Raw genomic sequence first — 13373 nt, 5'->3', positions numbered from 1 at the left:
TAGAAAGACGACAGTTATAAGCTGAGGCATGAATTAAGATTAGAGCGCTGCCAAGACTTCAGCAAGAACCATACAGGGAGAAAGCGCTTACACGATTGGGCAAAGCACCAGCACATTGCAGCCATTAACTCATGGCTTTCAAAATGGTTTTGACGCCCTTTTCGACATTGCTTTGGCTGGTATCAATTTCTACTTCGGCGCTGCGCGGCTCCTCATAGGGATCATCAATACCAGTGAAGTGTTTAATCACCCCTTCGCGCGCTTTTTTATACAGACCTTTCGGATCTCGTTCTTCACACACTGCCAAGGGCGTATTCAGGTAGACCTCTATAAATTGCCCCGGTGCAAATATCGAACGTACGATCTGACGGTCACGTTGATAAGGTGAAATAAACGCACAGACCACTATCAATCCGGCATCCACCATCAGTTTTGCCACTTCACCCACACGACGAATATTTTCGGCACGATCATTTTCAGTCATGCCTAAATCTTTATTCAGACCATGGCGAACGTTGTCACCATCGAGCAGGAACGTTTTAGCGCCACCGGCGTGCAAGGTGGCATCCAAGGCATTGGCCAGTGTTGACTTGCCGGAGCCGGACAACCCAGTGAGCCACACACACTTTGGCTGTTGCTCCATAAGCTGAGCACGATCAGCGGGGGAAACGGCCTGATTGTGCCAGACTGCCTCTGAGGCTAAATCCAATCCTTTAAATACATAGGGGGTTTGGGTGTTATCACTCATCGGCGGCTCACTGCATTGTTAGCGGTTATTGAACACTACACCGGCTGACGGCCAACGGCGTAGTAACGAATGCCTTTCTTCTTCATGCGCGATGGCTCGTATAAATTCCGACCATCGAACACCAGCGGCTCACTGAGCTGCTGCTTAATGACATCAAAATCCGGCGCGCGGAAGGTTTGCCATTCAGTAACAATCACCAAGGCATCGGCACCTTTGAGTGCACTTTCTTTTGTGCCGCTTAAGACCAGATCATCACGATCGCCATAGATTCGCTGGGTTTCTTCCATCGCTTCCGGATCGAACGCCTGCACCTTGGCACCGGCATCCCACAATGCTTCCATCAGCACACGGCTGGGGGCTTCGCGCATATCGTCGGTGTTGGGTTTAAAACTCAAGCCCCACACAGCGAAGGTTTTACCGGCCAGGTCACCCTGATAGTAATCTGAGATTTTTTTGAACAGCGTGGTTTTCTGCTCATAGTTACGCGCTTCGACCGCTTTCAAAATACCGGCGTCGAAATCGATGCCATCGGCCGTGCGAATCAGCGCCTGAACGTCTTTCGGGAAACAGGAACCGCCATAACCCACACCGGGGTAAATAAAGTGATAGCCAATGCGTGGGTCGCTGCCGATGCCCTGACGCACGGCTTCCACATCGGCCCCCAAACGCTCAGCCAGATTGGCGATTTCGTTCATAAAACTGATCTTGGTCGCCAGCATGCAATTAGCGGCGTACTTGGTCAGTTCGGCGCTGCGCACATCCATCACAATCATCTTGTCGTGATTGCGGTTAAAGGGTGAATAGAGTTCGCGCAGCATTTCTTCGGCACGTTCGCTGTCGGTGCCAATGACAATTCGATCCGGGCGCAGGCAATCGTTAACCGCGGCGCCTTCTTTCAGAAATTCGGGATTGGAAACCACATCGTAACTGACGTCACTGCCACGCTTTTGCAATACGTCAGCAATGGCTGCGGTGACTTTGTCGGCAGTGCCAACCGGTACTGTCGATTTGTTGATGACGACTTTGTAGTCGTCCATCGACTCCGCAATGGTACGCGCTACGGTCAACACGTATTTCAGATCGGCACTGCCGTCTTCGTCCGGTGGTGTACCCACGGCGATGAACAGAATATCACCATGACGCACCGCTTCAGCGGCGTCGGTGGTGAAGTTCAGTCGACCTTCCTGATAGTTCTCTTTAACCAACGGTTCCAGGCCCGGCTCATAGATCGGAATACGACCTTGCTTGAGGTTTTCAACACGGGTGGCATCGACGTCGACACAGACAACGTCGTGGCCGGCCTCTGCCAGGCAGGTACCTTGAACCAGGCCAACATAGCCGATACCAAAAACGGTTACTTTCATGAAAATCCCTGTGGTTAAAAAGTCATTAACCGCAGCCAACAACAGCCGCGTCTTTAAACATAAGGTGCTGTCTGCCCGGTTCAGGACGGGCCCAGACTATGACACCCGAGTGACAATTCGATGACAGTCATCATTGCATCGAAATACTAGGTCCACTATCGGCGCCGCGCAATGCCAACGCCGCCGCGGTACGACGGGCCAGCAATTGATAGTGAGCGGTTATTTCACCGTCCGGTTCGGCAATAACAGTCGGTTCACCGCCATCGGCCTGGGTACGAATGGACAAATCCAGCGGCAAGCTTTCGAGTAAATTGACGTCGTAATCTGTCGCCAATTGCGCACCACCGCCTTCACCAAAGATATGTTCGACATGACCGCAATTAGAGCAGACATGCATGGCCATATTTTCGACCACACCCAATACCGGGATATCGACTTTGTGGAACATCTCAATGCCCTTGCGCGCGTCCAGCAAGGCAATGTCCTGGGGAGTGGTCACAATGACCGCACCGGAAACCGGTACTTTCTGCGCCAGAGTCAGCTGAATGTCACCGGTGCCCGGTGGCATATCGATGATCAGGTAATCCAGATTGTCCCACAGCGTTTGCGTCAGTAGCTGCTGCAAGGCCCCTGAGACCATTGGGCCACGCCAGACCATGGGCGTTTTCTCGGTCACTAGGTAGGCCATCGACATACTTTGTAAACCGTGCGCGGGAACCGGCACAAAGAATTTTTCATCGCGCGTTTGCGGACGTGTGCCGTCAGCGACACCGAGCATGGCGGCGACACTGGGCCCATAGATATCGGCATCCAGAATACCGACACGGGCGCCTTCAGCCTGCAGCGCCAGCGCCAGATTTACCGCAGTCGTGCTCTTGCCGACACCGCCTTTGCCGGACGCCACGGCAATGATGTTTTTAACACCGTTCAGGCCCGGAAAATTGTCGCGCACGTTTACCGCCGCCGCCGACCAATCCACGCTGACGCGCGCGCTGACGTCGTCGAGCTGGGCTTCAATATGGCTTTGCACCAACGTACTCAGGCCTCGAGCATACTGGCCGGCCGCGTAGTGCAGCACGATGCGAACCTGAATGGGATCATCGCCGTCAATTTGAATGTCGGCGCTTTCAGACAGTGGGCGATCGGTGTGCGGGTCCGTCAGGGTACCCAGCAGTGTTTGGATGCGTTCGTGGGACATAAACACTCAATCTGTAACATGGAGGCAATGGCAAGATGGGGATGCGAGCGGGTCTTCTAAAGCCGACCCGCTTGATGCTGATTCAATTCGAATCAGCTGCGCCCGTAGCGATCGGTGAAGCGCACAATGTCGTCTTCACCCAGATAACTGCCAGTCTGAACTTCAATCAATTCCAGCGGAATCTTGCCTGGGTTTTCCAGCGCATGAACGGTACCGATGGGAATGTAGACCGACTCGTTCTCGCTCAGCATACGAGTGTCTTCGCCAATGGTGACATTGGCGGTGCCGCTGACCACCACCCAGTGTTCGGCGCGGTGATGATGCATCTGCACCGACAATTTCTCACCGGGCTTAACGGTAATCCGTTTTACCTGATGGCGCTCACCCATATTGATCGTTTTGTAAGCCCCCCAAGGCCGATGCACGCGCGCGTGCAGTTGGTGTTCACTGCGACCGCCGGCTTTGATCAGGGTGACGATCTCTTTGACGTCTTGAGCCCGCTCGCGCGGAATCACCAGTACGGCATCGTCGGTTTCAATAATGGCCAGGTCATTCACACCAACAGCCGCCACCAAACGGCTTTCGGCACGGATCAGGTTGCCATGAGCGTCGTGCGTTAGCACGTCGCCCTGCAGCGCGTTAGCGTCGGCATCTTTTTCGTTCAGATCGTAGAGTGCCGACCAGGCACCAATGTCATTCCAATCGCCGTTGTAAGGCACCACCACGGCCCGGTCGGTGTGTTCCATAATGGCGTAATCGATGGAGTCGGACGGGCTCTTGGCAAAGGCTTCTGCATCCACGCGAATAAAATCAAGGTCACTGTATTCACCCGCCATGGCCGCTTCAGTGGCGGCATAAATCGCAGGCTGATGACGCTTCAGTTCATCCAGATAAACGCGGGCTTTAAAGACGAACATGCCCGAATTCCAGTAATGACGACCGCTTTGCAAGTAGCCTTCGGCGGTTTCGGCATCGGGTTTTTCACGGAAAGCGGCGACCGCACTGATCTGACCCGGCTTCGCCGCTTCGATATAGCCATAACCGGTTTCGGCGTAGCTGGGGGAGACACCGAAGGTCACCAGTTTATCGTCAGCCGCCTGCTCCACCGCCTGCTGCAAGGCAGCGCTGAATGCGGATCGGTCCTGAATCACATGATCGGCGGGCAACACCACCAGGGTGGCTTGCGGATCACGCTGTACCGCCTGAAGTGCCGCCAACGCAATCGCTGGTGCGGTATTGCGGCCTTCGGGTTCGAGGATCAGTTCACTCTTGGTCCCCAAATCAGCCATCTGCTGGGCGATCAAAAAGCGATGTTCGTCATTGCACACAACGATGGGCGCTTCAGTCATGCCCGCTGCCTGGGCACGCTCAACGGTTTGCTGGATCAGGCTGTGCTCAGTGCCAATCAGGCTGATGCATTGCTTGGGAAACAACTCACGCGATACCGGCCACAGTCGTGACCCTACGCCGCCGGCGAGCAAAACAGGAATAATCAACCCGCAATCTCCATATTCAACAGTGTCAGAATGCGCGGATGATAGCATTGGCTGGCCGCCAAAGCCCACGACCCAATCCCGAAACGAGCCCGCTGCGCAGGATGACGCTCTAATCGCCTTCGGGTACACTGTGCGGCCTTTTTCGGCCGCTGCGTCGCGGCCGATATCGTCGAAACTTTTAATTAGTAGCAGTCCAATCACGAGGAAGCGCCAAGCAATGAGCGAACCCCGCAAGATTCTGGTTACCAGTGCCCTGCCTTACGCCAACGGCCCGATTCATCTGGGCCACATGCTGGAACACATCCAAACCGATATCTGGGTGCGCTTCCAAAACAGCATGGGCAACCACTGCACCTACGTTTGCGCTGACGACACTCACGGCACGGCGGTTATGCTGCGCGCTGAAAAAGAAGGCAAGACGCCGGAAGACCATATCGACACCATGCGCGCCGAACACATGCGCGATTTTGCCGGCTTCCTGATCGATCATCACAACTATTACAGTACCCACTCCGAGGAAAACCGGCATTTCGCCGAGCAGATCTACGGTCGTCTGAAAGCCAATGGTCATATCACCACCAAGACCATTCGCCAGCTGTTCGATCCGGAGAAAGAAATCTTCCTGGCCGACCGTTTCGTCAAGGGCACCTGCCCGAAATGCGGCAGTGAAGATCAGTACGGCGACGCCTGCGAAGTGTGCAGCGCCACCTACGAACCGAACGAATTGATCAATCCGCGCTCGGTCTACAGCGGCGCCACGCCGGTCGAAAAAGAATCCGAGCACTACTTCTTCGACCTGCCGCAATTCCAGACCATGCTGCGCGGCTGGACACGCTCGGGCACGCTGCAAGACAGCGTCGCCAATAAGCTGGCCGAATGGGTGGATGCCGAACTGCAACCGTGGGACGTCAGCCGCGATGCCCCTTATTTCGGTTTCGAAATTCCCGATGCACCGGGCAAATATTTCTATGTTTGGCTCGATGCGCCGATCGGCTATATGGCCAGTTTTAAAAACCTGTGCGACCGTCGCGATGACCTGGATTTCGACGACTACTGGCGCAAGGAATCCAACGCCGAGCTGTATCACTTTATCGGCAAAGACATCATCAATTTCCACGCCCTGTTCTGGCCCGCCATGCTCGACAGCGCTAACTACCGCAAGCCGAACGGCGTTTACGCCCACGGTTATGTGACGGTCAATGGCGAGAAGATGTCCAAGTCGCGTGGCACCTTCATCATGGCCAAAACCTATTTGGAACATCTGAGCCCGGAGTACTTGCGCTATTACTACGCCGCCAAACTCGGCGCCGGCGTTGAAGACATCGACCTGTCACTGACCGATTTCGCCCAGCGGGTGAATTCCGATCTGGTCGGCAAGGTGGTGAACATCGCCAGCCGCTGTGCCGGCTTTATCAAAAAAGGCGGCGGCAAGCTGTCGGACAACATCGCCGAACCGGCCATGCTGGCCGATTTCCAAGCCGCCGGTGAACGCATTGCCGCTCATTTTGAAGCGCGTGAATACAGCCGGGCAATCCGCGAAATCATGACGCTGGCCGACCGCGCCAACGAGTACATTCAGTCCAAGGCACCTTGGAGTCTGGCGAAAGAAGACGGTCGTGATCAGGACGTTCAAGACATCTGTTCCATGGGCATTCATCTGTTCCGTCTGTTAGCGATTTACCTGGGTCCGGTACTGCCGGCGATGAGTGAAAAAATTGCGGCGTTCCTGAATGTCGACAGCCTGAACTTTACCGATCGCCATGCGGTACTGACCGGTCACGCCATCAACAAATTCAAGCCATTGCTGACGCGCATTGAGATGGATCAGATTGATGCGCTGATCGAAGCCAGCAAAGAAGACGTTGCCGCCGAGACCCAACCCGCCGCGAAAGCAGCACCGAAAAACGAGAGCAAACCCGCGGAAGAGGGTCCGGCTGAAATCGAATTTGGTGACTTTGCCAAAGTCGACCTGCGCGTTGCCAAGGTATTGAACGCCGATTACGTCGACGGTGCCGACAAGCTACTGCAGCTGCAACTCGATGCCGGTAACGGCGAAACCCGCCAGGTGTTCTCCGGCATTCGCAGCCATTACGAACCGGCCGATCTGGTCGGTAAATCGGTGGTGCTGGTGTACAACCTGAAACCGCGCAAGATGCGTTTTGGTCTGTCTGAAGGCATGGTGCTGGCAGCCAGTGGCGGTGACGATCTCTGGGTACTGGAAGGCCCTGCGGCGGCGGCACCCGGCACCAAAATCAGCTAACCAGAATGGGCGAACTCTATGCGCTGTTGGCGGCGTTGTCGTGGACAACCGCCGCCTACGGTTTTCGGCATCTGGGCGGCACGCTGACACCGCTGCAACTCAACCTGTGGAAAGGCATTCTCGCTTGCGTTGGCCTGGCCGCTTTTATTGGGGTGTCGGGTCAGTGGATCAGCCTGCCATCGGCGGTTTGGTTGCCGCTGTTACTGAGCGGACTGATTGGCATCACGCTCGGCGATACGTTGCTGTTCTCGGCGCTCAATCGCATCGGTGAACGCACCACCCTGACCATTGCTGAATCCGCTGCGCCACTGTTCACCATCAGCCTGGGCATGTTGTGGCTCGGTGAGTTTCTGACGCTCTGGCAATGGCTCGGCGCCGCGCTCATCTTGCCCGCCTTGTTCTGGGTGCTGGAACCGGCCAATCCGTCCCATCGCAGTCATCCATTGCTGGGCTTGAGCTTTGCGCTTGGTGCAGCGCTGTGTCAGGCACTGGGTATGGTGCTGATGCGTCAGGTGTTTCTGGCAGTCGATATGCCCGCGAGCCAAGGGGCATTGCTACGGTTGCTGGCGGGCATTGTCGCCTTGCCCGTCTTACTCAGCCTTTACCAACAATCCTGGCTACCGCGTTTGACGCTGCGCCAGTGGATGATGTTGGCGGTGAGCACCTTCGTCGGTACGCTGCTGGCCATCTGGTTTCAACAACTGGCGGTAAAACGCGCCGAAGCCGGAGTCGTGCAAACCTTAATTGCGACCTGTGCCATCATGGCCTTTGCCATCGACCGTTTGCGTGGCAATAAAGCCTCGAGCAAAGCCTGGTTGGGATTGTTGGTGGCGTTCGCTGGCGTCGCGTTGATTGCCTTGAGCTAAATCAAGCGCCGGTCTTTGCTACCTTGAGTGGGACTGCCGGTTTCCCGATAATGACGCCCGCTGCGATCACCGCACCAAGGACCGTCCATGACTGACTACATTCTGCTGTTGGTAGCCACCATCTTGGTGAACAACTTCGTGCTGGTTCAGTTTCTGGGCCTGTGCCCCTTTATGGGTGTTTCCAACAAGCTGGAAACCGCGATCGGTATGTCACTGGCGACCACCTTTGTACTGACGCTGTCATCGGTCGCCAGCTACATCGTTTATTCCTGGTTGCTCGAACCGCTGGGTTTGACCTACCTGAAAACCATCAGCTTTATTCTGGTGATTGCCTTTATGGTGCAGTTCACCGAGATGCTGGTGCGCAAGACCAGCCCACTGCTGTATCGGGTGCTGGGCATTTTCCTACCGCTGATCACCACCAACTGCGCCGTTCTCGGTGTCGCTTTGCTGAACATCAGCCGGCAGAATTCGCTGGTCGAAAGCTTCCTGTATGGCTTTGGTGCGGCTGTTGGTTTCTCGTTGGTGCTGGTGTTGTTTGCTGCCTTGCGAGAACGGCTGGCCGTTGCCGACGTGCCACAGCCGTTTCAGGGACCCGCCATCGGTATGATCACCGCCGGCATTATGGCGCTGGCGTTTATGGGCTTCTCTGGCCTGGTTGCGGTGGGTTAAGACGATGTGGACGGCGGTTATTACACTGTTGATCGTTGCTGCCATTCTTGGCGCTGCGCTCGGCTATGCCTCGGTGCGTTTTAAGCCCGAGGGCAATCCCATCGTCGATGAGATCGATAACGTTCTGCCGCAAACTCAGTGCGGCCAATGCGGTTACCCCGGCTGCCGCCCTTACGCTGAAGCCATTGCCGGTGGCGACAAGATCAACAAATGCCCGCCGGGCGGCGAAGCCACCATTCAGTCGCTGGCCGATCTGCTCGATGTTGAACCGGAACCCTTAGATGCCGAACACGGCGTCGAAAAAGCCAAGATGGTGGCGGTCATACGCGAAGACGAATGCATCGGCTGCACCAAGTGCATTCAGGCCTGCCCTGTCGACGCCATTCTCGGCGCGGCCAAACAGATGCACACTGTTATCGAAAGCGAATGCACCGGTTGCGATCTGTGCGTAGAACCCTGCCCCGTCGATTGCATCGATATGGTGGAAGTCGGTACCGACCTCGACCACTGGCATCTGGATAAACCCGCCAGCCTGATTGCCACTGACCGGGGGCGCGCGGCATGAACGCACCGCTGATCATCACCGACCGCCCGCACCGTTTTCACGGCGGCGTTCACCCGGCCGAGAACAAAACGCAATCGAACGGCACCGCCATCGAAGCTCTGCCCCTGCCATCCGTATTGGTGTTACCGCTGCGCATGCATTTGGGCGCGCCCGCCGAACCGCGCGTCAGCGTCGGCATGACGGTGCGCAAGGGCGATGTTCTGGCCGATGCAGACGGTGCCATCAGCGCGGCGGTTCATGCGCCAACTTCAGGTCGCATCACGGCCATTGAAGAGCGCATCATTGCGCACGAATCGGGGCTGAGCGCGCCGTGCATTGTGCTTGAAGCGGACGGCGAAGACGTCTGGCGCGAGCGTCACGGTTACCCGGACTGGCGTCAGCGTGACACAGCGGAACTGATTCAACGGCTGCGTGATTGCGGCCTGGCGGGTTTGGGCGGCGCCGGCTTTCCGACCGACGTCAAATACCGCAACACCCACCATGCCATCGATACGCTGATCATCAACGCCGCCGAATGCGAGCCTTACATCACCGCCGACGACCGGCTGATGCGCGAACGCGCGACTGAGATTCTCGAAGGCGCCGGCATTGCCGCCCGTCTGGTCGGTGCCAAGACCATTCGCCTGGGTATCGAAGACAATAAGCCGGAAGCCCTGGCCGCCATGACTGCTGCAGCCGAAGCGCTGGCCTTGTCGCTCAGAGTCACCGTCGTCCCGACCAAATACCCCAGTGGTGGTGAAAAACAACTGATTCAGTTGATTACGGGCCGGGAAGTGCCTGCCGGTGGCTTGCCCTCCGACCTCGGCATCATCTGCCAGAACGTCGGTACGCTCGCCGCCATTCGCGCTGCGGTGATCGAAGACGAACCGCTGATCCGACGCGTAACCACGGTCACTGGCGCTGCCGCCGACCGGCCCGGCAACTACGAGGTGCTGATCGGTACGCCCATCGAAACGCTGCTTAACCACGCCGGCGTGCACCTGAAAAAAGCCGACCGCGTCATTATGGGTGGCCCGATGATGGGCTTTGCGCTGCCAGACATCACCGCGCCACTGAGCAAAACCACCAATTGCCTGCTGGTGCCCGCCAAGAACGAACTGCCACCGAGCCAGATCGACAACCCCTGCATTCGTTGCGGCCAGTGCGAACAGGTGTGCCCGGCCGGTTTACTGCCGCAGCAATTGTTCTGGGCCGCCAAGAGCCGCGATCTCGACAGCGCCGAACTGCACTCCCTTGGCGACTGCATCGAATGCGGCGCCTGCGCCTGGGTGTGCCCAAGCCACATTCCGCTGGTGCATTACTACCGTTACGCCAAGGGTGAGATTCGCCACGAGCGTGAAGAACAGATCAAATCCGAACGCGCCCGGGCTCGATTTGAAGCACGCCAGGCGCGACTGGAAAAAGAACAGCAGGAAAAAGAAGCGCGCCGTGCCGCTCGTGCCAAGGCCGCCGCCGAAGCCCAGGCGCGCAAGCAAGCCGAAGCCGGTGAAGCCAGTTCCGACCCTGTACAGGCCGCGCTGGAGCGAGCCCGGGCCAAACGCGCCGAGCGCCAGAACGACGTCTCGGACGCCGGCCAGCCAAGCATCGCTGACTTGGAAAAAGCACTGGAACTGGCTGCGGCCAAGGTCAAAAAAGCCAATGAACGGCTGGTCGCTGCCGAGCAGGAAGCACCGGATACCGTGCCTGCACTGCAAAAAGCCATCAGCAAATTGGAAGAGAAACACCGCCAGGCCCAGCAAGCGCTGGACGCGGCGCGTGATCAGGGTAATGCCTCATGATAAACACCACGCCCACAGCGCCTCACACTCAGCGCCCAACTTCCGTTACGCGCGTAATGGCGCTGGTGCTGGCCGCCCTGATTCCGGGCTGGGTGGTCTTGGTTATCTCGTTCAGCTGGGGGTATTTGATCAATCCGCTGTTGGCTTGCGCCACCGCCCTTGTTACCGAAGCTGCGCTGCTTAAAGCGCGAGGTCGCCCGGTGCTGTTCTTTTTGAAAGATCTCAGTGCGCTGGTCACCGCTGTACTTCTGGCGCTGGCTCTGCCACCGCTGTCACCCTGGTGGATGACGGTTCTGGGCACCGCCCTGGCGCTGATCTTTGCCAAGCATCTGTTCGGCGGTCTGGGTAACAATCCCTTTAACCCGGCCATGGTGGCCTATGCCTTGCTGCTGGTGTCTTTGCCGCTGTATATGACCACGCGCTGGGCCAACCCGGATCAGTGGCTATCACTGACCGATACGCTGTCGATCATTTTCGCCGGCGGTGTGCCGATTGATGCGGCCACGGCGGCAACGCCTTTGGATGTCTACAAACTCAACATCGCCAACCAAACCGCCAACGAAGTCTTACGCGCGCCCATCTTTGGCAGCTTTGTGGCTGAGGGATGGGACATCGCTAACCTCGCTTTTTTGATCGGTGGTGGGGTGCTGATCTGGCAACGCATCATCAGCTGGCATATTCCGGTCGCGCTGCTCGGTGCGTTGATGCTGATGAGCCTGCTGTTCGGTTCCGACGCTGATCTGCGCGTGCCTTTGTCGCTGCATCTGCTTGGTGGTGCCACCATGCTCGGCGCTTTCTTTATCGCCACCGACCCGGTCAGTGCCGCGACGTCCAACCGGGGCAAACTGATGTATGGTGCCGGTATTGGCGTGTTGATCTACCTGATTCGCACCTGGGGCAATTACCCAGATGCGGTCGCTTTTGCGGTGCTGCTGATGAATTTCGCCGCCCCATTGATCGACCACTACAGCCGGCCGCGTGTCTATGGCCACCGCAAAGCCGTCAAAGGGTATAAACGCGATGACTGAGCCGACAGAAACCATCACGCTCAGCGGCGCGATCCGTCGGGGTGCCATTGGCCTGGGACTGTTCGCTGTTTTCACCGCAGGCTTGATTGCCGTCACGCAACAACTGACGGCAGACCGCATTGCCGACAACGAACGCGCCTTTGAAGCCCAGACGCTGTTAGCGCTGGTACCCGCCGACCAGCACGATAACGACTTGCTCGATAGCGCCTATCGCACCGACCTGCCAACGCTGACCCAAAGCGAGCTACTGCGCCTGCCCGAGTCAGCCCTGTGGTATCAGGCCCAACAGGATGGCGAGGTGGTGGCCGTCATTTTGCCACTGGTTGCACCGGAAGGTTACACCGAAGCCATTCGGCTGATTATGGCGGTTGCGCGTGACGGCACCTTGATGGGCGTGCGCGTGGTGCAACACCGGGAAACACCGGGGTTGGGCGATCAGGTTGAGGTCACCAAGTCCGACTGGATTCACAGCTTTGACGGCCGCTCACTGGGCCAGCCGCCGCTTGACGACTGGCAGGTGAAAAAGGACGGTGGTGCTTTTGATCAGTTGACCGGTGCGACCATTACGCCCCGCGCCGTGGTCCGCGCCGTCGCTCGGGGGTTGCAGTTCTTTGAACACAATCGATCGGTGTTGCTGGCCATTGATCCGACTCAGGAGGTCACCGAATGAGCGATGCCCGTGAACTCACCCGCAATGGTCTGTGGAACAACAACGCAGCGCTGGTGCAATTGCTTGGGTTGTGCCCGCTGCTGGCAGTCACCGGTACAGTGGTCAACGCCCTGGGATTGGGGTTGGCGACACTGGTGGTATTGGTTGGTTCTAACACCGCGGTATCGCTGATCCGACACTACGTACCCGATACGGTTCGCCTGCCCGCCTTCGTGATGATCATCGCCTCCTTTGTCACCTGTGCTGAACTGCTGATGCAGGCCTTCACCTACGAGTTGTATCAGGTGCTGGGCATCTTTATTCCGCTGATCGTCACCAATTGCGCCATTCTCGGTCGGGCCGATGCCTTTGCCCGCAAAAATCCGGTGTTGCCGTCGATGCTTGATGGTTTGATGATGGGGCTGGGTTTTCTTGCGGTTTTGCTGGTGCTCGGTGCGCTGCGTGAAATCATCGGCCAGGGAACGCTGTTCACCAACATGGAATTGATTTTCGGGCCCGTCGCCGCCTCCTGGGAACTGACGATTTTCCCGGACTATCCGGATTTTCTGTTTGCCGTTTTACCACCCGGCGCTTTTGTTGGGCTGGGTTTGCTGATTGCGCTGAAAAATCGCATCGACAGCGGCATCGAAGCGCGTCGCGCTGCCAAAGCCGAGCACGTGGTCGCCGGTTCGAAACGGGTCCGGGTTACCGGTCATATCAGTTAACAGCGTCGCGCACTTCACGTAACC

At 57.3% G+C, this 13373-nt stretch carries 12 protein-coding genes; 8 read left to right on the top strand and 4 right to left on the bottom strand.

Annotation, left to right across the window (positions count from 1 at the left end; translation table 11 throughout):
- Positions 1–124: 124 nt before the first annotated feature.
- The 4 genes from cysC to BGP77_RS12075 form a co-directional block, all read right to left on the bottom strand.
- Positions 125–748 carry an adenylyl-sulfate kinase gene (cysC, locus tag BGP77_RS12090; protein ID WP_108164987.1) on the bottom strand — a complete coding sequence of 208 codons (624 nt, stop codon included), beginning with the start codon at positions 746–748 and terminating at the stop codon, positions 125–127.
- A gap of 35 nt (positions 749–783) precedes the next feature.
- Positions 784–2112, bottom strand: a complete 1329-nt coding sequence (locus BGP77_RS12085; RefSeq protein WP_108165966.1) for a UDP-glucose/GDP-mannose dehydrogenase family protein — start codon at positions 2110–2112, stop codon at positions 784–786.
- Between the two features lie 130 nt (positions 2113–2242).
- On the bottom strand, positions 2243–3310 hold the full coding sequence (gene apbC / locus BGP77_RS12080) for an iron-sulfur cluster carrier protein ApbC (protein ID WP_108164986.1): 1068 nt from the start codon (positions 3308–3310) through the stop codon (positions 2243–2245).
- A gap of 92 nt (positions 3311–3402) precedes the next feature.
- The gene (locus BGP77_RS12075) at positions 3403–4806 is read right to left on the bottom strand and encodes a mannose-1-phosphate guanylyltransferase/mannose-6-phosphate isomerase (RefSeq protein WP_304572222.1); all 1404 of its coding nucleotides are present in this window, start codon (positions 4804–4806) and stop codon (positions 3403–3405) included.
- A 217-nt stretch (positions 4807–5023) separates the two neighbouring features.
- Between BGP77_RS12075 and metG the strand changes: the two genes are divergently transcribed.
- The 8 genes from metG (at position 5024) to BGP77_RS12035 (ending at position 13349) form a co-directional block, all read left to right on the top strand.
- Positions 5024–7066, top strand: coding sequence for a methionine--tRNA ligase (gene metG, locus BGP77_RS12070; RefSeq protein ID WP_108164984.1), 2043 nt, complete (start codon positions 5024–5026; stop codon positions 7064–7066).
- 5 nt (positions 7067–7071) lie between these two features.
- A complete protein-coding gene (locus BGP77_RS12065; protein WP_108164983.1) occupies positions 7072–7932 on the top strand; it encodes a DMT family transporter in 861 nt (286 codons plus the stop codon).
- A gap of 87 nt (positions 7933–8019) precedes the next feature.
- Positions 8020–8604, top strand: coding sequence for an electron transport complex subunit RsxA (gene rsxA / locus BGP77_RS12060; RefSeq protein ID WP_108164982.1), 585 nt, complete (start codon positions 8020–8022; stop codon positions 8602–8604).
- Positions 8605–8608: 4 nt separating this feature from the next.
- On the top strand, positions 8609–9169 hold the full coding sequence (gene rsxB / locus BGP77_RS12055) for an electron transport complex subunit RsxB (RefSeq protein ID WP_108164981.1): 561 nt from the start codon (positions 8609–8611) through the stop codon (positions 9167–9169).
- On the top strand, positions 9166–10947 hold the full coding sequence (gene rsxC, locus BGP77_RS12050) for an electron transport complex subunit RsxC (RefSeq protein ID WP_108164980.1): 1782 nt from the start codon (positions 9166–9168) through the stop codon (positions 10945–10947). The genes rsxB and rsxC overlap by 4 nt, the downstream gene beginning before the upstream one ends.
- On the top strand, positions 10944–11975 hold the full coding sequence (locus BGP77_RS12045) for an RnfABCDGE type electron transport complex subunit D (RefSeq protein ID WP_108164979.1): 1032 nt from the start codon (positions 10944–10946) through the stop codon (positions 11973–11975). The genes rsxC and BGP77_RS12045 overlap by 4 nt, the downstream gene beginning before the upstream one ends.
- On the top strand, positions 11968–12645 hold the full coding sequence (rsxG, locus tag BGP77_RS12040) for an electron transport complex subunit RsxG (RefSeq protein ID WP_108164978.1): 678 nt from the start codon (positions 11968–11970) through the stop codon (positions 12643–12645). Before BGP77_RS12045 ends, rsxG begins: the two co-directional genes overlap by 8 nt.
- Positions 12642–13349, top strand: a complete 708-nt coding sequence (locus tag BGP77_RS12035; protein WP_108164977.1) for an electron transport complex subunit E — start codon at positions 12642–12644, stop codon at positions 13347–13349. Before rsxG ends, BGP77_RS12035 begins: the two co-directional genes overlap by 4 nt.
- Positions 13350–13373 lie beyond the last annotated feature (24 nt).

The sequence above is a fragment of the Saccharospirillum sp. MSK14-1 genome (genome assembly GCF_003054965.1).
Taxonomy (GTDB): Bacteria; Pseudomonadota; Gammaproteobacteria; order Pseudomonadales; family Natronospirillaceae; genus Saccharospirillum.
The sequence above is the reverse complement of the archived record's forward strand: the minus strand, read 5'-3'. Positions and strand labels throughout refer to the sequence as shown.

Coding starts and splice junctions, on each gene's coding strand:
- rsxA (WP_108164982.1), top strand. CDS start 8,020: ATGACTGACTACATTCTGCTGTTGGTAGCCACCATCTTGGTGAACAAC.
- BGP77_RS12085 (WP_108165966.1), bottom strand. CDS start 2,112: ATGAAAGTAACCGTTTTTGGTATCGGCTATGTTGGCCTGGTTCAAGGT.
- rsxB (WP_108164981.1), top strand. CDS start 8,609: ATGTGGACGGCGGTTATTACACTGTTGATCGTTGCTGCCATTCTTGGC.
- rsxG (WP_108164978.1), top strand. CDS start 11,968: ATGACTGAGCCGACAGAAACCATCACGCTCAGCGGCGCGATCCGTCGG.
- BGP77_RS12065 (WP_108164983.1), top strand. CDS start 7,072: ATGGGCGAACTCTATGCGCTGTTGGCGGCGTTGTCGTGGACAACCGCC.
- BGP77_RS12035 (WP_108164977.1), top strand. CDS start 12,642: ATGAGCGATGCCCGTGAACTCACCCGCAATGGTCTGTGGAACAACAAC.
- metG (WP_108164984.1), top strand. CDS start 5,024: ATGAGCGAACCCCGCAAGATTCTGGTTACCAGTGCCCTGCCTTACGCC.
- rsxC (WP_108164980.1), top strand. CDS start 9,166: ATGAACGCACCGCTGATCATCACCGACCGCCCGCACCGTTTTCACGGC.
- BGP77_RS12045 (WP_108164979.1), top strand. CDS start 10,944: ATGATAAACACCACGCCCACAGCGCCTCACACTCAGCGCCCAACTTCC.
- apbC (WP_108164986.1), bottom strand. CDS start 3,310: ATGTCCCACGAACGCATCCAAACACTGCTGGGTACCCTGACGGACCCG.
- cysC (WP_108164987.1), bottom strand. CDS start 748: ATGAGTGATAACACCCAAACCCCCTATGTATTTAAAGGATTGGATTTA.